General features: G+C 58.8%; 19 protein-coding genes. 16 read left to right on the forward strand and 3 right to left on the reverse strand.

Annotation, left to right across the window (positions count from 1 at the left end):
* The first annotated feature begins 135 nt into the window (after positions 1 to 135).
* The gene (locus AC22G1_RS15810) at positions 136 to 2,169 is read left to right on the forward strand and encodes a S8 family serine peptidase (protein ID WP_487314215.1); all 2,034 of its coding nucleotides are present in this window, start codon (positions 136 to 138) and stop codon (positions 2,167 to 2,169) included.
* Between the two features lie 64 nt (positions 2,170 to 2,233).
* Here AC22G1_RS15810 and tyrS read toward each other — a convergent pair whose 3' ends face one another.
* Complete coding sequence (gene tyrS, locus AC22G1_RS15815; RefSeq protein WP_487314216.1) at positions 2,234 to 3,433, reverse strand: tyrosine--tRNA ligase; 1,200 nt, start codon at positions 3,431 to 3,433, stop codon at positions 2,234 to 2,236.
* A gap of 181 nt (positions 3,434 to 3,614) precedes the next feature.
* Between tyrS and AC22G1_RS15820 the strand changes: the two genes are divergently transcribed.
* The 6 genes from AC22G1_RS15820 (at position 3,615) to AC22G1_RS15845 (ending at position 10,999) form a co-directional block, all read left to right on the forward strand.
* Positions 3,615 to 4,862, forward strand: a complete 1,248-nt coding sequence (locus tag AC22G1_RS15820; RefSeq protein ID WP_487314217.1) for a peptidoglycan DD-metalloendopeptidase family protein — start codon at positions 3,615 to 3,617, stop codon at positions 4,860 to 4,862.
* 141 nt (positions 4,863 to 5,003) lie between these two features.
* Positions 5,004 to 6,074 (forward strand): anhydro-N-acetylmuramic acid kinase, encoded by a 1,071-nt coding sequence (locus AC22G1_RS15825; RefSeq protein WP_487314218.1) that lies wholly within the window; start codon positions 5,004 to 5,006, stop codon positions 6,072 to 6,074.
* Between the two features lie 16 nt (positions 6,075 to 6,090).
* Positions 6,091 to 7,311, forward strand: coding sequence for an MksB family condensin complex protein (locus tag AC22G1_RS15830; protein WP_487314219.1), 1,221 nt, complete (start codon positions 6,091 to 6,093; stop codon positions 7,309 to 7,311).
* On the forward strand, positions 7,301 to 7,834 hold the full coding sequence (locus AC22G1_RS15835; RefSeq protein ID WP_487314220.1) for a condensin complex protein MksE: 534 nt from the start codon (positions 7,301 to 7,303) through the stop codon (positions 7,832 to 7,834). The genes AC22G1_RS15830 and AC22G1_RS15835 overlap by 11 nt, the downstream gene beginning before the upstream one ends.
* Positions 7,827 to 10,640: an Mks condensin complex protein MksF gene (locus AC22G1_RS15840; RefSeq protein ID WP_487314221.1), complete on the forward strand. Its 2,814-nt coding sequence runs from the start codon at positions 7,827 to 7,829 to the stop codon at positions 10,638 to 10,640. The genes AC22G1_RS15835 and AC22G1_RS15840 overlap by 8 nt, the downstream gene beginning before the upstream one ends.
* Positions 10,640 to 10,999, forward strand: a complete 360-nt coding sequence (locus tag AC22G1_RS15845) for a hypothetical protein (RefSeq protein ID WP_487314222.1) — start codon at positions 10,640 to 10,642, stop codon at positions 10,997 to 10,999. Before AC22G1_RS15840 ends, AC22G1_RS15845 begins: the two co-directional genes overlap by 1 nt.
* A 23-nt stretch (positions 11,000 to 11,022) precedes the next feature.
* On the opposite strand, the gene AC22G1_RS15850 is transcribed toward AC22G1_RS15845, so the two are convergent.
* Positions 11,023 to 12,189, reverse strand: a complete 1,167-nt coding sequence (locus AC22G1_RS15850) for an acetylornithine transaminase (RefSeq protein ID WP_487314223.1) — start codon at positions 12,187 to 12,189, stop codon at positions 11,023 to 11,025.
* 408 nt (positions 12,190 to 12,597) lie between these two features.
* Here AC22G1_RS15850 and AC22G1_RS15855 point away from each other — a divergent pair, with 408 nt between their 5' ends.
* The 9 genes from AC22G1_RS15855 (at position 12,598) to AC22G1_RS15895 (ending at position 20,437) form a co-directional block, all read left to right on the forward strand.
* Positions 12,598 to 13,626 (forward strand): patatin-like phospholipase family protein, encoded by a 1,029-nt coding sequence (locus AC22G1_RS15855; RefSeq protein ID WP_487314224.1) that lies wholly within the window; start codon positions 12,598 to 12,600, stop codon positions 13,624 to 13,626.
* A gap of 78 nt (positions 13,627 to 13,704) precedes the next feature.
* On the forward strand, positions 13,705 to 14,916 hold the full coding sequence (locus AC22G1_RS15860; protein WP_487314225.1) for a glycerophosphodiester phosphodiesterase family protein: 1,212 nt from the start codon (positions 13,705 to 13,707) through the stop codon (positions 14,914 to 14,916).
* A 62-nt stretch (positions 14,917 to 14,978) separates the two neighbouring features.
* Positions 14,979 to 15,323, forward strand: coding sequence for a hypothetical protein (locus AC22G1_RS15865; protein WP_487314226.1), 345 nt, complete (start codon positions 14,979 to 14,981; stop codon positions 15,321 to 15,323).
* A gap of 177 nt (positions 15,324 to 15,500) precedes the next feature.
* The gene (locus AC22G1_RS15870) at positions 15,501 to 15,671 is read left to right on the forward strand and encodes a hypothetical protein (RefSeq protein WP_198173976.1); all 171 of its coding nucleotides are present in this window, start codon (positions 15,501 to 15,503) and stop codon (positions 15,669 to 15,671) included.
* Between the two features lie 57 nt (positions 15,672 to 15,728).
* Positions 15,729 to 16,739: an MvdC/MvdD family ATP grasp protein gene (locus tag AC22G1_RS15875; RefSeq protein WP_487314227.1), complete on the forward strand. Its 1,011-nt coding sequence runs from the start codon at positions 15,729 to 15,731 to the stop codon at positions 16,737 to 16,739.
* Entirely contained in the window at positions 16,739 to 17,605 is an 867-nt protein-coding gene (locus AC22G1_RS15880; protein ID WP_487316738.1) for an SDH family Clp fold serine proteinase, read from the forward strand. The genes AC22G1_RS15875 and AC22G1_RS15880 overlap by 1 nt, the downstream gene beginning before the upstream one ends.
* A complete protein-coding gene (locus AC22G1_RS15885) occupies positions 17,605 to 18,141 on the forward strand; it encodes a MauE/DoxX family redox-associated membrane protein (RefSeq protein ID WP_487314228.1) in 537 nt (178 codons plus the stop codon). The genes AC22G1_RS15880 and AC22G1_RS15885 overlap by 1 nt, the downstream gene beginning before the upstream one ends.
* Entirely contained in the window at positions 18,138 to 18,692 is a 555-nt protein-coding gene (locus tag AC22G1_RS15890; RefSeq protein WP_487314229.1) for a TlpA family protein disulfide reductase, read from the forward strand. The genes AC22G1_RS15885 and AC22G1_RS15890 overlap by 4 nt, the downstream gene beginning before the upstream one ends.
* 68 nt (positions 18,693 to 18,760) lie before the next feature.
* The gene (locus AC22G1_RS15895) at positions 18,761 to 20,437 is read left to right on the forward strand and encodes an ABC transporter ATP-binding protein (protein ID WP_487314230.1); all 1,677 of its coding nucleotides are present in this window, start codon (positions 18,761 to 18,763) and stop codon (positions 20,435 to 20,437) included.
* Here the strand turns inward: AC22G1_RS15895 and AC22G1_RS15900 are convergent.
* Positions 20,434 to 21,165 (reverse strand): endonuclease/exonuclease/phosphatase family protein, encoded by a 732-nt coding sequence (locus AC22G1_RS15900; protein WP_487314231.1) that lies wholly within the window; start codon positions 21,163 to 21,165, stop codon positions 20,434 to 20,436. The two genes, AC22G1_RS15895 and AC22G1_RS15900, sit on opposite strands and share 4 nt — an antisense overlap.
* Between the last annotated feature and the right edge of the window lie 175 nt (positions 21,166 to 21,340).

Genomic DNA, 21,340 nt, shown 5'->3' on the forward strand with positions numbered 1-21,340 from the left:
CCAACCAGTGGTATCAAAAGAGCGATCAGGATCACTACAGAATTGAAACATTTGTGAAATGGTGAAGCCCCCTGTGCCCCAGATAAGGCAGTCGGTAAAAGCACAGGACAACAACAATGCAGAGGACGACTCACCATGAAAGTATCGCAAGTGTCTTTGCGCCTGGCCCCCGTAGCCCTGGCTCTTTGTTCCGTTTTGGCTCCCTCGGTCAGCGCCGCCAAAGGCATGACCCCGCCCTTCCTAGATGACAGCAACGACCAAACCGCGACCCGCTACATCGTCAAGTTCAAGGAGCGGGGCAACATGAGCCTGCAGGCCATGAACGCTCTGGAGCGCAAAAGCCGCGCCCTGGAAAACGCCAACCTGGTAACCAAGACCGGCGGTAAGGTACGTAACCGCCTGGAGCGCTTCAACGCCATTGGTGCCACCCTCACCACCGCCGAATTCCGTAAGCTCAAAGCCGACCCTGATGTCGACTACATCGAGCCCGACCCTATTCGTAAGCCCATGTCCACCACCCTTGGCGAAATTTTGCCTTGGGGTATCAGCAAGGTGCAGGCCGCCGGCACCCTGGGCGCCAACGCCCCGTCCGGCAAGAAGGTTTGTATCATGGACACCGGCTTTGCCCTGGGCCATCCCGATTTGACCACCAGCAATGTCAGCGGTGAAGGCAACAGCGGCACCGGTGTATGGAGCTCCCCCGGCGTTAGCCACGGCACCCACGTTGCCGGCACCATCGCCGGTATCGGCGGTAATGGCGAAGGGGTGGTGGGGATCTTCCCGAACCAGCAGGTTGACCTCTACATCGTCAAAGTCTTCGACAACGACGGCAACTGGCCTACCGCCTCTGATCTGGTGGATGCCGCCGAGGCCTGCGCCGACGCTGGCGCCTCGGTTATCAACATGAGCCTGGGTGGCGGCGGTTCGTCCACCACCGAGTCCAACGCCTTCAGCCAGCTGCTGAGTAACGGCGTGCTCTCTATCGCCGCTGCCGGTAACGACGGTGACAGCACCCTGTCCTACCCTGCCTCCTATAACTCGGTGGTGTCGGTAGCAGCGGTGGATAACAACGAAGACTGGGCCTATTTCTCCCAGTACAACAACCAGGTCGAACTGGCTGCCCCCGGTGTGGCGGTGCGCTCCACCGTTATCCCCGGTGACGGCCGCGAAGCCCAAATCACCGTCGGCGGCACCAGCTACGCCGACCAGGGCGTGGTGCCGCATCAGCGCTACACCATCAGCGGTAGCAGCTATGTGTCCAACGATGTCAACGGCTCGGTCACCGCCGATCTGGCAGCCTGTACCACCACCGGCTCCAGCGCCAGCTGTAGCGGCGCCAGCGGTAAAATCTGCGTGGTGGAGCGTACCGCCAACGAGTCTTCCGGCACCTATCCTGAAGGGGATGCTGCCCAGGCTTGTGCCAGCGCCGGCGGCGTCGGTGCCATCATCTACTCCAAGTCGTCCCTGCCCGGGCTGGAAGCGCCTTACCTGATTGATTCCACTGGTAATGCCGACTTCCCCACCGCCTCGGTTGACCGTGCCACCGGTCTTGCCCTGGCAGCCAAAGCCGGCCAGAGCGCCACCCTGACCGTGTCTGGCGGCCAGGATTACGACTACTACAACGGCACCTCCATGGCCACCCCGCACGTTGCCGGTGTTGCCGCCCTGGTGTGGAGCTACTTCCCGAGCTGCTCCGCCACCGAGATCCGCTCTGCCCTTGACGCAACCGCCAAGGACCTTGGCTCCAGCGGCCGCGACAACTACTACGGCTACGGCCTGGTGCAAGCCCAGGACGCCGTTGACTACCTGACCGAATACGGCTGCGCCGGCGGTAGCGACGGTGGCGATAATGGCGGCGGCGATGGCGACACTGGTGGCTTTACCGAAAGCAACCTGTCTGCCACCCGCAACAACTGGCTGTACTACCCGGTTGAGATTGCGGCCGGCACCACCAGCCTGGACGTGTCCATCAGCGGTGGCAGCGGCGATGCCGATCTGTACCTGCGCCAAGGCTCCCAGCCCACCACCACCAGCTACAGCTGCCGCCCTTACCTGAGCGGTAACAACGAAAGCTGCTCTATCAGCTCTCCTGCTGCTGGCACCTGGTATATCGGTATCCGGGCCTACCGCACCTTCAGCGGTGTCACCCTGACCGCCAGCTACCAGTAATAAAAAAGCCCCTCAGCGAGGGGCTTATCAATAAAAACGGCGCCCTTGGGCGCCGTTTTTGTCATCAGGCCACTGTGACCCTGGCAAACTTGCGTTTACCCACCTGGAACACCGCCGTGGTGCCTTTGGCCACCACCAGCTTGGCATCCTCGACCTTCTCGCCATCCTGCTTGACCGCGCCTTGCTTGATCATGCGCATGCCGTCGGAGGTGGAGCCCACCAGGCCGGCGTCTTTCAAGAGGTTGGCAATGGCCAAGCCTTCGCCTTCGGCCTGCACTGTCACGTCATCCATTTCATCGGGGATGGCGTTTTTCTGGAAACGCTGGATGAAGTCTTCGTGGGCCGCTTCGGCGTCAGCATCGCTGTGGAAGCGGGCGATGATTTCCTTGGCCAGCAGAATTTTATAGTCGCGGGGGTTGGCGCCGCCGCTGATGGCCTCTTTAAAGCCGGCGATTTCGTCCATGGGGCGGAACGACAGCAGCTCAAAGTAGCGCCACATCAGCTCGTCGCTGACCGACATGATTTTGCCGAACATCTCGGTGGGAGCGTCGTTGATACCGATGTAGTTGCCCGCCGACTTGGACATCTTCTTGACGCCGTCCAGGCCTTCGAGAAGCGGCATCATCATCACCACCTGGGTAGGCTGGCCTTCGGATTTTTGCAGCTCACGGCCCATCAGCAGGTTGAACTTCTGGTCGGTACCGCCCAGCTCCACGTCGGCCTTGAGGGCCACAGAGTCGTACCCTTGCAGCAGCGGGTACATGAACTCGTGAATGGCGATAGGCTGGTTGCCGGCAAAACGCTTTTTAAAGTCGTCCCGCTCCAGCATCCGCGCCACGGTGAGGTTGGAGGCCAATTTGAGCATACCGGCCGCGCCCAGCGCTTCAAGCCAGGAGGAGTTGAACACCACTTGGGTCTTGGCCGGGTCGAGAATTTTGAACACCTGCTCTTTGTAGGTCTCGGCGTTACGCAGCACATCTTCGCGGGTGAGCGGCGGGCGGGTGGTGTTTTTGCCGGAGGGGTCACCGATCATGCCGGTGAAGTCACCGATGAGAAAGATCACCTCATGACCCAGATCCTGGAACTGGCGCATTTTGTTCAGCACCACGGTATGGCCGAGGTGGATGTCGGGTGCGGTCGGGTCGGCACCCAGTTTGATGCGCAGCGGGCGGTTTTCCTTGAGCTTGGCGACAAGCTCCTCTTCAACCAGGATCTCTTCTACACCCCGTTTCAGGATTTCCAGGGCGTCCTGGGCCAAAGTCATGATCAAAACCTCATTTCACGGCAAAAAGTCATAAGGGCCTAGTGTATCCGATTGGCTAAGGCCAATAAAAGCCGATAGACTGCCCAAGGATTAGGCAGCTCAGCTGCATTCAATAACTTACCTGCCCAAATCGCCTATGCTGCAGCATTTTCAAGCCCTACCGAAGGGCCATAAAATTCTGGTGAGTGGTATCAGCGCCCTGTTGGCGCTGGCGCTGCTGCTTCCGTCCGAAGACGCCGAAGCCACCCGCGACCATGATCTTGAGAAGCTCAAGGTCGGGGAGCGCTACCCGCTGGTGGTTAATGTCGAGTCCCGCCCGCTGGTGGAATCCGACACTGCCCCGGAATACGCCTGGCACACCGAGACCGTAAAATCGGGCGATAGCCTGGCCAAACTCTTTGACCGCGCTGGCCTTTCGGCCCGTACCCTGCACGACATGCTGGCCAACCTCGGCGCCAAAGCCAAACCGCTCACCGAGCTTCGCCCCGGCGAGAAACTGGATTTCGCCAAAGACGAAAACGGCACCCTGCTGGCCATCCGCTACGCCATGAGCCGCACCCAGATCCTCAACGTGGTGCAGCAAGACGGCAACTACCAGCTGCAAAGCGACACCATTCCCGTTGAACACCGCGAAGAGTTCGCCACCGGCACCATTACCTCCAACTTCTGGAACGCCGGGGTCCGAGCAGGCCTGAGCCCGGCGGTGATTGACGGCATTGCCAACATCTTCGGCTACGACATCGACTTTGCCCTTGAGCTGCGCCACGGCGACAGCTTCGCGGTGCTTTACCAGCAAGATTATGTGGACGGCGATTTCGTCTCAGACGGCGATATCCTGGCGGTCAGCTTTACCAACCAGGGCATCACCTACAACGCGGTGCGCCACAGCGACGGCAACTACTACACCCCCAACGGCCAGTCCCTGCGCAAAGCCTTCTTGCGCTCGCCGGTGAGCTACAAGTACATCTCGTCGAGCTTCAACCCGCGCCGCCTGCACCCGGTAACAGGTCGGGTACGCCCTCATAACGGCATCGACTACGCCGCTGCCGTGGGCACGCCGGTGTATGCCTCGGGTGATGGCCGGGTAGTAAAATCGGGCTATTCGAGCCTTAACGGCAACTACATCTTCATCAAGCACGGCGAGCAGTTCGTCACCAAGTACCTGCACCTCTCCAAACGCTTGGTGGCAGCCGGCATGAAGGTGCGCCAGGGCCAGACCATCGGCAAGGTGGGCGCCACCGGCCGGGTTACCGGGCCACACCTGCATTACGAATTTTTGGTTAACGGCGTACACCGCAACCCCCGCACCGTGCCGCTGCCAGAGGCCGCCCCGGTGCCCAAAGCCGAGCTGGCCGACTTCAGGACCCAGGCCCAGGACATGATGGCCCGCCTGAGTAACCAAAAGCGCATCATGCTGGCCATGAAATAACCAGCCGCCGCACCAAGGCTGAACCCCGTCACAACGCCCGCATTTAGCGGGCGTTGTTGTCTGTGCCAAACCTGCCAAATCCGCCCCTTGCCATGTATGCTGGCCACAGTAAAAAGCCCTGTGCACAAAAGGGAGATTGGCATGAGCCTCTATATTGGCCTGATGAGCGGCACCAGCATGGACGGCATCGACGCGGTGCTGGTGGATTTCGAGCACCCGGCGCCCAAGCTGCTGGCCACCCACCTCGAACCGCTGCCAGACAAACTCTGCCAAGGGTTGCACCTGTTGTGCCAGCCGGGCAGCGACAGCCTCGATGCGGTGATGAGCATGAGCCTGGCCTTCGCCAAGGCCAGCGCCAAAGCCTGCCGGGCGCTATTGAAAAAAGCCGCCATCTCCCCTGACCAGGTCATGGCCATTGGCAGCCACGGCCAGACCATCCGCCACCGCCCTCAGTGGGGCTTTAGCGTGCAGATTGGCGACGCCTCCACCCTGGCGGTGGAAACCGGCATCGACGTGGTCAGTAACTTTCGGATGAAGGACTTGGCCCTTGGCGGCCAGGGCGCACCTTTGGTGCCGGCTTTTCATAAGGAAGTGCTGAAAAGTGATGCGGTGCTCAACATCGGCGGTATTGCCAATGTCACCTTCCTCGGCGACAGTGTCTGCGGCTTTGATACCGGCCCCGGCAACACCCTGATGGACGCCTGGATGCGCCGCCACCAAGGCCAGAGCTTCGATAAAGACGGCGCCTTCGCCGCCTCCGGCAAGGTGCTGCCCGAGTTACTTGAAAAACTGCTGGCCGAGCCGTACTTTTCCCAGCCCTGGCCCAAATCCACCGGCCGCGAGCTGTTTCATCTGGACTGGCTGGACGGCTTTTTAACCGGCAAGGAAGCGCCAGCCGATGTGCAGGCCACCTTGTTGCAGCTCACCGCCGAGTCGGTCGCCTTGCATTTAAAGGCCCTGGCGGTAACAGGCCGGGTGGCAGTGTGCGGCGGCGGCGCCCAGAACCCGGTGCTGATGCAGGCCTTGAAGGCCAAACTGCCAGCCCTTGACTGGACCACCACCGACCAGCAGGGCATTCCGGGCGACTGGCTCGAAGCCATGGCCTTTGCTTGGCTGGCCCGGCAATTTATCAACGGACTTCCTGGCAACCTGCCGGAGGCGACCGGCGCCGCGCGCCCCGCCATATTGGGACAACTGACCAAAGCCTTATAAAAGGCTGAGAGACTGCATGCATCACCCCAGCAAAATCATACGGTTGCTGGCCGAACACTGGTCTACCTTCGAGCGTTTGGTAGAGCACTTCGGCTTCAGCCCCTTTAGTTTTCAGGATCTCCAGGGCCTGTTTCGCCAGCAATACCCGGATTGGGGCCACGACAAGGTCTTTAAAGAGGCCGAGCGGCTGCTGAGCCTGGACCTCGTATTGCCGCTACCCAAATCCAGCTTGCTGGAGATGAACGGCGCCGTCTTCGAGTTTGTCCAGTACCTGGTCAAAGAACACCAGTTGGGCCTGGCCGGGGAAATTGAAGCCCAGCTCGAAGAAATTGCCCGCCTCAGCGCCAAACTCGAAGAAAGCCTCGAAGCCCTGGATAACGAAGACAGCCGCCGTTACCTGCGCCGCATCGACAACCTGGTGCGCAAGGTGGCCGGCCAGTTCAAAGACAACGAAGGGGCCATCTACCGCCTGGCGGAAACCGCCAAGGGCCAGAGTGATTTGTCTCTCAATCACCGCTACCAACTGGTGCTGGACGCCTTTGATGATTACGTCGAGCCCATGGTGGACATGCTCGACACCAACGGCCGCTTTGCCCAGGCCCTGGACGCCCTGGCGGTAAACCTGCATTACCAGCACCGCCGCCTGGAAAAGGCCGGCCACCTCTTTGAAGTGCGCAATGGCCTGTTGCTGCTGCGCACCCGCATCCTGGTGCTCTTTAACGAGGGCCGCGAAAGCCTGCGCCGCGCCTCCGACTTGTTGCTGCCGCTGCGACAAGAGCTGCGTAAGAACACCCTGATTGCCAAGGCCGCCTCGGCGCTCTTGGGCGAGGTGCGTAAAAAAGGCCTGGAGCGGGCCCTGACTGCCATGCCGGTGCTGGCCTCTGATAACCAGCGCCGCACCTTGGCCAGCCAACACCAGTTGCTGGCCTACTTGGGTGATATAGCCAACTTCCAAGAACAAGAAGTGGTACTGCCCGACGATGACGACCTGGCGCCGCCCAGCCACATGCACCTGCCAGACCCGGCCGAGGTGCAAAGTGCCTTCAAGGCCGCCAAACAAAAAAGCGCCATCCACTGGCTGGTAGCCAGCTACCCAGATCTGGCGGCAGACGAGCTTTTGCACCTCTACCAACACATTCAGCTTCAGGCCGAGGCGCCCCACGGCGAGCGCCAAACCCTGGAACTCAAAGACTGCACCATTCAACTTCATCCGCTGGAGATCCGCCATGCAGATTGATTTGGCCGAACTCAAGGCCCTGGAAGACATTCACCGCAAGCTGGCGGCCGGCTATCACCTGAGTGAAACCGAGCCCGGCCTGTGGCTGGAGCTAAGCGCCCAGCACGACGCCTACGCCGCCCTCTTTGCGGCTCTGGGCTACAGCCTCAAGCATGACGAACGCGGTTTTTTCTACTTCGACACCCCGGAAACCTCGGTGAACATGTCGAAGACCTCCCAGTGGTTTGCCCTGACCCTCTACTGCCTGGTGGAAGACTTTGCCGACGCCGGCAAAGACCCGGTCAACGCCCTTTTTGACAACGTCTTGGGCTTTACCGAGATGGACCAACTGGTAAGCCGCCACCTGCCGCTTTTTGAGCAGCTCAACGTGCAAAGCGCCTCGGACCTTCGCAAGGAAGTCTTTAACCGCATGGTGCGCCTGGGCTTTGCCCGCGAAGAGGGCGACGGCTTCAAACTGCTGGCCCCCTGCCACCGTTTCCTGGACGCCGCCCTGGCCCTGACCGAGGAGAAAGTCGATGGCTGAGTGTTATGGCCTGACCAAGCTGGCCCTTTTAAATACCGCCGGTTACGGCAAGTGCGTGCTGCCATTGGATAAATCGGTGTCGGTGTGCGCCCCCAACAACACCGGCAAATCGTCGGTGATCAACGCCTTGCAGTTTCCCCTGATCAACGACATGCGGCTCACCGAATGGGACGGCCACAGCTTTGAAGAAACCCGCAAGTTCTACTTCGCCACCGACCGCTCCTATGTGCTGCTAGAAGCGCGCCTGCCGGGCGACCGTGCCATGACCATAGGCGTTGCCGGCCGCGGCAAAGCCAGCGGCTACCAGTACCAGTACTTCTGCTACGAAGGGCCGCTGGACATGAGCGACTACATGGACGGCAAGGCGATACTGCCCTACGGCAAGCTGATGGAGCGTTTGCAGCAATACGGCCGCATTCCCCAGGAGCTGAAAGCCTCTGAACTGAACGCCCTTTTGACCGGTGGCGCCAGCCCTTACGACCACCTGGCCATGAAGCTCATTCCCCTCAATAACGTCTCGGACGCGCCGGTTTATAAAGAAATTTTCCGGCGCATGCTGAACCTGCACAAGCTCACCGCCCAGGACGTGAAGGGCTTTATGCTCAAGGTCTTCGACCGGCATTTTTCCAATGCCCGCATCGATTTTTTGGCGGTGTGGCACAGCGCCTTTGACCGGGTTAACCGCATGCGCGCCCAGCTTTTGGCCATGGAAAAAGAAGCCGACGCTGTTAAGGCCCTGGAGCATCTCTTAGACAGCCGCGCCGTGCTCAAGGGCAAACTGGCCGCCTACCAGCCGCGCCTGGACGAAGCCCTGGTGCAGTGGCACGACCATATGGACGAGAAACACCAGGAGCTGTCGTCCCGCCGCGAGCAACTGTCAGAAGACAAGGCCGGCCTCAAAGACAAGTTCAGCTTCTTGCAAAACCAGATGCTGGCCCTGGGCGGCACCAAGACCAGCCTTGGCCAATGGCTGGACGAGTACAATGCCCTCTACCAGGACTTTGCCCTGGTGGACGAACCCACCCTCAAGGCCAATATCGCCAGCCTCAAGGCCGAATACGAAGAATTGGTGGGCCTGCTGGCCTCGGCCAAGGCCCAGCCGATGTCCGCCATCGAGCGGCGCATCAAGGACCTTCGCCGCCAGCTCAGCTCCAACAAGCTGCAATTTAAGAACCTCGAGTACAACCTTTACTCAAGGCTCCGTGAAGATCTGGCGCCGGGAGAAATGGCCGAAGTCAGCAAGCTGCTGAACCCGGATCTGCTGGCGCTGTCCACCGCCAAGGGCGGCGAGGTGGAGATAAACGACGACAGCGCCTTTGGCGACTTCTTGGAAGCCGTGGCCAGCGCCATCAAGGGCCATATCATGCAGCTGCCGGGGGCGACGGTGGATTTGAGCCACCTGCACTCGGCGCAGTTCTCCGCCAGCGAAGACAAGCTGCATTTAAAAGAAACCATCGACCAGCAGGAAGCGGAGCTCAACCAGCTTAACGCCCAGCTGAAGGTGGCCCAGGACTTGGAAGCCAAACTGGCCGAAAAGAGCGCCCTGGAACGGCAGGTGGAAGAAGAACAAGCGGCCCTTCGCGCCTTCAAGCGCTTTGAGGAGATGCAGGCCCTTTACCCTGAGCGCCAGGCTCAATTCGACACCCTGGCCGAGGAAGAAGCGGGCCTTCGCGAGCAGCTCGAAGAGCTGAGGGCCATGGAAAGCCGCCTTAACGATCAGCTGATGCAACTGAAAGTCACCGAGGACCAGTTCAAGCGTCAGGACGAGACCCTAAGCCGGGTCAAGGGCCAGCGCATCGACGACCAACTGGATCTTATCAGCGGCCGCACCACCCCTTACATGATTGATATCCGTCTGGACATGGACGCCCTGAGTGAGAGCCTGGAGCACTTTAACCGCGAGTGCCGGGAGCTGCGCGACCATGACCTTGGCATCAGCAACACCTACATGCACCTGTTCAAGCAAGGCATCAGCCAGTTTGACGGCGAGCCGGACGAAGAAACCCGCTGCATGAAGCTCATTAACAGCTTCCACAACCTGCCGGCAGAGCGGGAAGTGATCGCCCGCCAGGCCCGCGCGGCGCTGGTAGACGTGGCCGGGACCTTAAGTTCCTTGCGTAACGACCTGCACCGCCTGCACGGCGAGATGGAGCGCTTTAACCAGGGCATCACCCGCCACCCCATCTCCAACCTCAAGGGCTTTAAAATCGAGGTGGTGGACAGGCCGCAGCTGGTGCAGCACATCGACACCATCTTGGAGACCTCCCGCACTTACGAGAGCGGCGAGAGCTTTGACCTTCTTGACCTCAACCAACCCACCGACGACAAGGCCCTGGGCGAAGCCAAGGATTACCTTATCAAGGTGGGCACCGACGCCGCCGGCCTGACTCTGGACGACCTTTTTGATATCCGCTTTAAGGTCACAGACCGGGCCGGTAACACCGACTCTTACGACAAAATCGACTCGGCCGGCTCCAACGGTACCCGCATCACCATCAAGCTGCTTTGCGGCATGCTGTTTATCCGCCAGCTACTCAGCGAAAAAGAGCGCGGCCTGTACCGCATTCCCCTTTATATCGACGAAGCGGCGGACATAGACCCCTCCAACCAGCGGGCCATTATCGACACCGCCCGCCACTTTGGCTTTGTGCCCATTTTCGCCTCAGTGAAACCGCAAATTTCCTGTGACGTGGTGGTGCCCATTCGCACCACCCGCGACGGCACCGTCAACCTGGTGGAAGAAAAAGACTGGATCTTTATCGACGCCAAGGCCCCCGAGCCGGAATCGGCAATGGAAGAAGCCTGATGCCTCGCCGCTACCTGTATCTGCAAACCGCAGACTTCGCCGATAACAACGCTTTTGCCCAATGGCTGCTTGGCGCCCTGGAAAAAGAAGGCGTCATCACCGGCAATGTGACCGACGAAGATTTTATGCAGGTGGTGGAGGCTAACGTTGCTGGCATGCCAGTGTCGTTTTATCTCGGTAAAACTGAGGATGACACCACGCCACCCACTTGGTTGGTCTGGCCGCAACAACAGTGGAGCTGGCTTAGCCGCTTACTTGGCAAGGCCAATTACGAGGCTGAAGCTGAGGCTCAAGCCTTACTGGAAAAGGCAGCGAGCAGCGCCGGATTCTTTACCCATATCGAATGGGACGACAAATAAAAAGGGAGGCAAAGCCTCCCTTTTTATTGTTTGAAGAGCTTATCCAATAGGCCAAGGGCCTCGGCCACTTCGGCCTCGCTGATATTGAGCGCTGGCATAAAGCGCAGGGTATTGGCCCTGGGGGCGTTGATAAGGAGCCCCAGCGCCATAGCCTTTTCCACCAAGGCGCTGGCATCCAGCATCCCGGTATTGAGCGCCAGCAGCAGGCCCTGGCCCCGCACCTCGCCAAGGCCGTACTTGGCGCTCAGCAGACCCAGGCCTTCTTTCAATTGCTGGCTGCGGGCATTGACCCCATCCAAAAAGCCGGGGGCGGTGACCGCCTCTACCATAGCCTGGCCCACGGCGCACATCAGCGGGTTGCCGCTGAAGGTGCCGCCCTGGTCGCCGTATTCAAAGCAGCTGACCGCGTTATCTATCAGCATCGCCGACAGCGGCACGCCGCCGCCCAGGCCCTTGGCCAGGGTCATGATATGGGGCTTGATGCCGTGGTGCTCATAGGCAAAGAGCTTGCCGGTGCGGCCAATGCCGGTCTGTACCTCGTCAAAAATGAGCAGCGCATTTTGTGCCTGGCAAAGGGCAGCCAGGCCTTGCAGGAAATCGCCGCTAGCCTCCACTACCCCCGCCTCCCCTTGGATGGGTTCGAGCATCACCGCCACCGTGGCGTCGTCCATGGCCGCCGCTACCGCCGCCAAGTCGTTAAAAGGCACCTTGATAAAGCCCGGCACCTTGGGCTCGAACAGCGCCTCAAAGGCCGGTTTGCCGCAGGCAGACATACAGGCCAGGGTGCGGCCGTGAAACCCCCCTTCGAAGGTGATGATTTTAAAGGCGCCGTTCTTGTGTTTTTGGCCCCAGCGGCGGGCCAGCTTGATGGCACCTTCGTTGGCCTCGGCGCCGCTGGAGGCAAAAAACACCTGGTCGAACACCGAATGCTTCACCAGGGTGTTGGCGAGCTCCACCATGGGGCCGTTGTAAAAACCGGGGCTGGCGTTCACCAGGGTAGCGGCTTGGCGGGCCAGGGCTTCTTGCATGACCAAAGGGCTATGGCCCAGGGTATTTACCGCCCAGCCCTGCACCAGATCCAGGTAGCCCTTGTTGGTATCGTCAAACAGATAACCTCCCTGCCCTTTGACAAAGAGTTGCCCGGGGCGCTTGGCTACGGGGATAAGAGCGGAATAGTCGGGGCTGGTCATAGGGTCTCCAGGCAATAAAAAACCGCAGCGACGGCTGCGGCTTGGGCGCGATACACCAAGCTCAGCCGCGGCGCCAAAGGAGGCGTCGGTACTGAGCGGGGCTTGAAAAACAGGCATCAGGTTGCATGGCAGCACTATCACGCCACAAGAATAAAAAATCAATATAAAAACATAAAAATTCAATTTGGATTTTTAAGGCACGCCTGTTCCTGCCTAAATAACCCTTTTATTACATTCTGTTGCCGGCCTTGATGTTGCCCGAAACTCTCCTAGGCTAAACAGATAATCAGCGAGCCCAAGCCAAGACTTGGCCGTCACCTCAGCATTTCGCAGCCCACATAACTCCCGCCGTCAGCCCCCTTGATAGAGGCTGGCGGCAACCTATGTTTTGCCCGGAGGAAAGACGTAATGGCGACAGCACAACAAGAGGTATCGGTGGATCTGGCGTTACAAGGCGGCGGCTCCCACGGCGCCTTTACCTGGGGCGTGCTGGATAGGTTACTGCAGGAAGAATGGCTGACTATAGAGGGCATTTCCGGCACCTCCGCCGGGGCCATGAACGCGGCGGTGCTGGTGGACGGCTACGCCGAAGAGGGCCGGGTGGGTGCCCGCCGAAAGTTGCACCAGTTCTGGCGAATGGTGGCCAATGCCGCCATGTTCAGCCCCATTCAGCGCACCCCGCTCAATGTGCTGCTGGGCAGTTGGTCGCTGGAGAACTCGCCGGCCTACCAACTGATGGACATGACCGCTCGCATGTTCTCTCCTTACGATCTCAACCCCTACGGCGGCAACCCGCTGGCGATGATCCTAGACAACTGCCTGGATTTCGAGCGTATCGCCAATGGCCCCATCAAGCTTTTTATCAGCGCCACCAACGTGCACACCGGCGCCGGCAAGGTGTTCCGCCAAGAGCAAATGAGCACCGCCGTGCTGCTGGCCTCGGCCTGCCTGCCCACCCTCTATCACGCCGTGGAAATAGACGGTGAATACTACTGGGACGGCGGCTACTCCGGTAACCCAACCCTTGGCCCGCTGATGCTGGGCTCAAGCGCCAACGACACCATTTTGGTGCAGATAAACCCGGTGCTGCGCGATGAAATCCCCACCACCGCCCACGCCATCACCAACCGCATCAACGAGGTTTCTTTTAACGCCGGGCTGTTAAAGGAGCTGCGGATGATCGCTTTTTTACGGCGCAGCATCTGCTCGCAATTCCAGGAGGGCAACCGCTGGGCCACCATGCGCATGCACCGCATCACCACCGACATGATGCTCAAGCTCGACTACTCCTCCAAGCTCAACGCCGAATGGTCCTTCCTGATGGTGCTAAGGGACGAAGGGCGCCGCGCCGCCGAGCAGTTCCTGGCCGAACACGGCCACCGCATCGGTAAGGAAGCCACCCTGGATCTGGACGCCATGCTGCCCAGCCAGGAATAAGCAAAGAGCCGGCTCACACTGCATCAATTGTCACTCAGCTTGGGTAAGGTAGGGAAAACACCCGGACAAGGACCCCCGATGCTGCGCTACCTACTGCTTACCTGCCTGGCCCTTGGCGGCTGCCAATCGGCCCCCAAAGTACCGGCCCAGGTGGGGCCACGCCCCTTTTATCTGGTCGATGACATGAGCCCAGGCCCCCTTAAAGACCGCCTGGAGCAGTGCCGCAAAGGGCCCTTTTATCGCAGCGATTTCGTGTTTGGCCACCGCGGCGCGCCGCTGCAATTTCCCGAGCACACCAAAGAGGCCTACCAGGCCGGGGCCGTAATGGGAGCGGGCACCCTCGAATGCGACGTCACCTTTACCAAAGACAAAGAGCTGGTGTGCCGCCACAGCCAGTGCGATCTGGCCACCACCACCAATGTGCTGCTCATCCCCGACCTTGCCGCCAAATGCTCGGTCCCCTTTACCCCGGCAAACGGCGACCAGCCCGCCCAAGCGCAGTGCTGCACCAGCGATTTCACCCTCGCCGAATTCAAGCGCCTTAAAGGCAAGATGGACGGCTTTAACCCCAAAGCCCAAACCCCGGCCCAGTACCTCTTGGGCACCCCGGGCTGGCGCACCGACCTATACAGCCAGACCGGCACCCTGATGACCTTAAAAGAGAGCATCGCGCTCTTTAAAAAGCTCGGCGTCAAACAAACCCCCGAGCTCAAGGCGCCCATGGTGAAGATGCCCTTTAGCGGCATGACCCAGCAGGCCTACGCCCAAAAACTCATCGACACCTTTGTCGACGCCGGCATCGACCCCAAAGACGTCTTCCCCCAGTCCTTTAACCTTGAAGACATCCGCTACTGGCTCAAAGCCGCCCCGGCCTTTGGCAAACAAGGGGTCTTTCTTGACGAGCGCGACGAGCAACCGGGTTTTGACCCCATGAACGCCGCCAGTTGGCAGCCTTCCATGGCCGAGCTAAAGGCAGAAGGGGTGAATATCCTGGCGCCGCCGCTGTGGATGCTGGTGACCCTGGACGAGAACGGCCAGATAGTCCCCTCTGCCTATGCCAAAGCGGCCAAGGCCGCCGGTCTTGACATCATCACCTGGAGCTTTGAGCGGGCCGGGCCCCTGGCCGGAGGTGGCGGCTGGTATTACCAAAGCATTGTAAAAGCCATCCACAAGGACGGCGACCGAATGGCGCTGCTGGACGTGCTGGCCCGCCAGGTAGGGGTGAAGGCCATCTTCAGCGACTGGCCCGGCACCGTCACCTACTACGCCAACTGCATGGGCCTTGACTGAAAGCCACTAGCCCGCCGCCCGGTCCTTTGTGCTTGCCCCTTACTCACAACACGGGAGGCAAGATGAAAACCCTCACCATGGCGGCCCTGGCCCTTGGCCTGCTGTCGCCCCTCGCCCTCGCCGACCCTGGCAACAACCAAGGTCGGCGAAGCGGCGGCACCCCCATTTATGTCACCAGCCAGGGCTTGTACTTCGACACCTTTGCCGCCGTCGATGCCCTGCCCGGCTCAGGCCGATTCCAACAGCTGGTCATGGGCCCCGATGGTGCCCAAACCGAGTTTGGCCCCGGCGATGCGGGCTACCTTGGCGGCCGCTGGTGGATAGATCTCAACGGCAACGGCCAGATGGACCAAGAAGACATGTACTTCCTGTGCCCGCTGCTTGGCCCAGGCCGCAGCGAGCCATAAGTATCAAGGGCCATGGAAGGCTCTTTACTCCAATCAGTACTGCCATCAAAGCCAGCAATAATCCAAGAGAACAAAAAATAACAACTTGTTGACAGGTTAATTTATGCTCGTTAACGTCTTGATTGAGCAGGGTCCTCTTGCTCAATCACATTCGCTACATCATGGAAGGAATCAAAGATGAACAAGCAAAAAGACACCAAGCTGTTTGCCTTTAAATTGGCCGAGAAGAAGCAGGACGTGAAACAGCAGAAGTGGACCGCCCGCGACAACGTCGCCACTGCCGCCTGCACCGGGCCCTTTACCCGCGCTTCCACTCAAACCTCCTACGACGGCGGCGTTTATTGCTAAGCCGGCAATGCCGAAAGCCTTGGGCTCTGCTCAAGGCTTTTTTCAAGCGCCAAACCCATGACCAAAAAAATTCTGATAGTCACCCACAGCGGCGATCTGCACGCCGACCTGCTTGAGCCTCTGCTGCATGTCAGGGGGCATCGACCGTTTCGGATTAATCTCGACCACTTTCCCCGGGATTATCAACTTACTCAGCATTTTGGCCCCTCAGCGCCCCAAAGCCTGCTGATCCATCTGCCCACCGGCCAACGGCTGGCTCTTGAAGATGTGGGCGCCACCTGGATCCGCAAGCCAGCGCCCTATGCCTTTTTAAGCTCGGATCTCAGCGCACAGGAACAGGCTTACGCGCAGCAGGAAACCGACCAGGCAATGTTTGGTTGGCTTTATTGTCTTGATTGCTTCTGGATGAGCCATCCCATGCAAATGCGCGGCGCCATTTGGAAAGCAGAACAATTGAAAAGAGCGGAGCGGTTGGGGTTTCGGGTGCCCCGCTCCCTGATAACCAACTGCCCTAAGACAGTAAGCGAGTTCAAGGCACAGATTGGCAGTGACATTATCTTTAAATCCCTTTCCAGCCCGCATTTGGCGGCCGATCAAGTCAGTGACGATGAGCGTGTCAGCCATGGCCTGCCAACCACCTTGATAACCGATGAGTTACTTAGCGAACTCGATGGCGTGCAAGAGCTTCCCTGCCATTTTCAGGAATACATCCCCAAGCAGTACGAGCTGAGAGTCACTCTGATTGGAGACGCCCTGTTCGCCGCCAAGATCCACTCTCAAGATGACCCTCGAACCCAAATCGACTCGCGAGACATGTCTGCTCCCATACGTTACCAAGCCACAGAGTTGCCCCCTTCCGTTGCCGAACGTTGCCGCTACCTGATGCGAAGCTACGGCCTTAACTACAGCGCCTTGGACCTCATTGTTACCCCAAGCAACGAGTACGTTTTTTTGGAGAATAACCCCAACGGCCAGTTTCTCTACGTTGAGCAGTTAGTGCCGGAATTTGGCTTGATGCAATGCCTGGCCGACACCTTGGTCAAGGAGGCCCAATGGCGCAGTCAATAATGGCAGGCCTAAAAAGTACGTTGATTCGCTTAAGCCAACACCGGCAACGCCAGCTCTTGGTAATAAGTGCCTCACACCTTGACCTTGAGCTACTGCCCAGGTTGCAACAAAGCCTTCGGCGAATGGGAAAGGTGGGGCAGCTAGACGTGCTGCTTCAAGCAAGAGGCGGCGAGGTCAACGCCACACGCAGAATTGCCCTGCTGCTAAGACGGTACTGCCAGCACCTGACCTTTATTGTGCCCTATCACTGCCAATCGGCAGCCACCCTGCTAACCCTGGCAGGCGACGAAATAATAGCGGGCGATCTAGCCCTGTTTTCCCCCATTGACCCTTTATTGCATGGCAGCGGCCCCGATGGGGCGCCACAGGCCATGTCTTGCCAGGACATCCGCCGCTTTGCTGCCCTTTGCCAAGACTGGTTCGGTCATGACCAGCAACAAGCCGAGCAGCAAGCTTTATCGCTCTTGTGTCAGAGCATTTTTCCACCCACTTTGACGGCCTTTTATCGCAGCACCCTGGAACTGCAAGACGTTGGTGAGCAATTACTGGCTTTCCAATTACCAGCGATGGCAAGCGCGCAACGCCACGCCTTGGTCCAAACCTTGATGTTTGGCTACCACTCCCATGATTACGCCCTTACGGCTGAAGAGCTGCTGGCCTTGGGCCTTAAGGTCAGCCGAGACGACGAGATAGAAGCCCAGGCTTGGGAGGCATCCTTGGCGTTACAGGCCTTGGTAGGCGGAGCTGCACGCTCTGCGGAGAACGATTGGCAGGATGCAATGATCGCTACCCCTGAATATTGCTGGCTGCGTATCCGCAATGCCGACATGGCACAACAAGGACTATGGCGCGAGGAGGTTTGGTAATGAGCACAGCCGACGGCTTTGCCACGTTAACGCGGTTGCTGACCGGGCTCTTTTTTGCCTTCTCGGCCATAGGGAAATTCCGATTTATTGAAGCGTTTCGCCACAATCTGGTAGAAAGTTTCGGGATAAAGCCTTTTCACGCTGGCCCATTGAGCGCCGGGCTTTGCACCTTTGAAGCCCTATTGGCTACAACCTTGCTGCTGAGCAGGCACGGTCGGCTTGCAGCTATGCTTACCGCCTTGCTGGCTTTAAGTGTATTCACCGCCGTGGTGAGCTGGCGTTACTACCAGGAAGGGAACCTTCGCTGCCACTGTTTTGGCAGGAGCAGCAGGCCTCTTTCTCACTGGGATATCGCTCGAAATCTGCTGCTATTAGCAATGATTGCCAGCTACCTCCTGTTTGGCGCCGAACCTCATCCACTGCCGTTTTCGACCGAACTCGTGCTAGGCGCCCTGGCATTGGTACTGGTGCAATGGCTGGTACACCTTCATGAAACGGTTGAGGCGCTCTTTTACCGGCAAGGCTCATCCCTATGAATCTCAGCCAGTGGGTACTGCTACTGCTGTCTTTGAGTGTGGCGCTCAATCTGTACCTGACGTTTCGGATACTGAGACGACTCGATGAGCCGCCCCAAATACCGGAACTACTGCCCACAGTGCCTGGCGAGCCGTTAGCAGCCGTAGTTGGCAAGAGCCTTCAAGGAACCAAGCTGGCTCTGGGCCAAGAAGGGAAGGCCAGTGCCCTGCTGTTTTTGTCCAGCAAGTGCCCTAAATGCCGAGAAAAGCTGCCGCAGATAACCGAGTTGGCTGAGCTGGCCGAACCAGCCGGCTTACAACTTTGGCTGGTGAGCACCGAAAGTAGTGCTAGGCTCCGGCGCTTTTTGGCCAGCACGCCGCTGTTGTCCAGAGTCGTCCGGGTGGCAGCCAGGCAACATAAACGCCTTAACCCCACGTTGAGTAGCCCCTTTTACCTCTTCGTTGATCACCTTGGGCAGTTGGAGGCAGGCGGTCATATTGGCGATGAAAACTGGCAGAGCTTTGCCGAGCAAATGCAGCAAATTCGTCAAGAACTGGCAGCTAGCTCATGAACACCCACTGGCGACGGCTAGCACTCCTTAAGCCTTATCGCTGGCGACTCCTTTCAGGACTGGCAGCAATGTCCGTCACTGTTGTGATTCAGCTCCTCTACCCCAAGGCCCTGGCCTACTTTATCGACCACCTTGGGCAAATCCAGGCGCCGGGGTGGTTCAGCCGCTTTGCACTGATGATGCTTGCGCTACTGCTGGTTCAGGCCGGAGCAACAGCGCTGCGTTATTACTTGTTTGAATCAACCGGATTGATGCTGGTTACAGCCGTAAGAGAACAGGTGCACCGGGTGTTGCTACGCCAAGAGGTGGCTTTTTTCGACCGGCATAATGTTGGCGAGCTGACCAACAGGCTGAGTGCTGATGTGGAAGCACTGCAAGACACTTTCACCATGGGCATGGCCATCTCCCTGCGCTCAGCACTGGTTTGTGTTGGCGGCATCGTATTGCTGATCGCCACCTCCCCTTTGCTGAGCTTGGCGATGCTGCCCTTTATTCCGCTCAGTCTCTACTTAGGCAAAAAGGTGGGCAGACAAATTCAAGCCCGCTCGGCAGAGATCCAGGCTAGCCAAGCCCTATGCGGCCAAGTTGCCCACGAGAACCTGTCTAATATCCGTTTGGTGCAAGCCTTCAATCGCCAGCCGTTAGCACAACACCGTTACCAGCAAGCAACGACCGAGGCATTTGGGCAATCACTAGGGCGAACTCGCTATCTGGCTCGTTTCCAAGGGTTTTCCAGCTTGCTGATTTACCTAGTACTGGTACTTACCCTGTGGTTGGGCGCCAACCTTATCGCCAGCCATGCCCTTAGCGTGGGGGAGCTGACCAGCTTTGTGCTCTATTCGGCCATGGTGACAGCATCAGCAGGGGCCATCAGTAACTTCTGGAGCGAATGGATGCGGGCCCTGGGAGCCACGCAACACCTGTTCAAGCTACTGGATGGCGATAGGCCTGACCCACCGAAAGGCCTTGTTGCCAAAGCTCACGCGATTCGCTTCGAGAATGTCAGTTTTGCCTACCCAGGGCGCCCAGACAAGCTAGCCCTTGACCAAGTTAACCTGGCTCTTCACCAGGGTGAAAAGGTAGCGCTTGTAGGCCCATCGGGGGCCGGTAAGTCCACCGTTGCCAGCCTGCTGCTGGGTTTTTACACCCCCGATACCGGGCAGCTTTTGTTTGACGGTATCGACAGTACCAAACTCGATTGGCAGGCGCTTCGCGCGCAAGTTGCCGTGGTCGAACAAGAACCTTCGCTCTTTTTTGGCACCATCAAAGACAACATCGCCTTTGGCGCCAGCAACGAGGCTCCTAGTCAACAGGCCATTGAAGCAGCAGCACGGCAGGCCAATGCTCACGACTTTATCAGCCAGTTTGCCAAGGGCTACGATACCGAAGTGGGTGAGCGGGGAGTGCAGTTATCGGGCGGTCAGAAGCAACGTATTGCCATTGCTCGGGCGCTGCTGCGAAACCCGCGCTTGTTGATTTTGGACGAAGCCACCAGCGCCCTTGACGGCGCCAGTGAGCAGCTGGTCCAAGAAGCCTTAGACAACCTGATGACGGGCCGCACCACCCTTATCATCGCCCATCGCCAGTCCACCATCGCCAAAGCGGACCGCATCTTGGTCATGGACCATGGCAAAGTGGTGCAGCAGGTCAGCCCTGGGGCTTTAGTAGACCAGCCTGGCACGCCATACGCGCGCCTGTTCGGCCAAGCACCGGCACAAAATAAAGAAAAACCGGCACCGGCTTAACAGGCAAAGCGGGCGTAGATGGGGTTGTGGTCGGAGATGACGTCAGTGTCGATGGCAATGGCCGCTTCCAAGGTCAGGCCACGGTAGAAGATAAAATCCAGGGGCAGGCGGAACATGCTTTTGATGTGGTGGGGATTTTCCATCACCGCCTGGGTTAGCCCCAGCTCCTTGGCAAAGGCGGCCAGGTAGCCGTTTCGTTTGTGGTTCCAGACATTAAAATCCCCCGCTACCACCATAGGCCCGTTGTGGTGGTGCAAGCGCCCGCGCAGCTCCTCCATTTCCGCCCAAAAACGCTTGTGATGCACAAAGTTCACCGCATGTACATTGGCCACCAGCAGCGGCCGGCCGTCAGGCAGCAGATGCCAGCTGAGCATGGCGCTTTTGTGGGTGGCAAAGCGCAGCTCGCGGCTGTGGCTAAGCAAGGGCTCAAGCTCACTGAAATGGCAGTTCGAGGCGGTCAGCACCCCGTATTGGTGGGAGGCGGTCTGGATATTGGGGGCCATGGCGTAGGAAAGGCCGGCCAGGTTGATACGCTGGCCAAGGGGCAGCTTGGCCTCTTGGAGCAGCAGCATGGCCGAGGGGTACTGATGCACCAGGCTCCACAGCCGATATTGAAAGCGCCTATCCAGGGTTTTCTTTTGGGTGTTCCAGCAAAGCACCCCAAAGCTCTGCTCCAAGTGGGTGTCTTGGTGGCAAAGGTGCTGAGGCAACGACAAGGGCTTTAGCATACCGGACCCAAAAACGCGGGAAGTGGCATTAATCCTAACACCGGCCACCAAAAGCCGCGCCTGACCTGGCGCAATTCTCTGTTGCTTTACTCAGGATATTTTTTAACCATTTTCGGGTGAAAACCCCGGTTCTGTGATACCTTTGGCTACTTAAGGAAAGCGTGAACATCTGGCA

This window comes from Gallaecimonas zhanjiangensis, assembly GCF_057624825.1.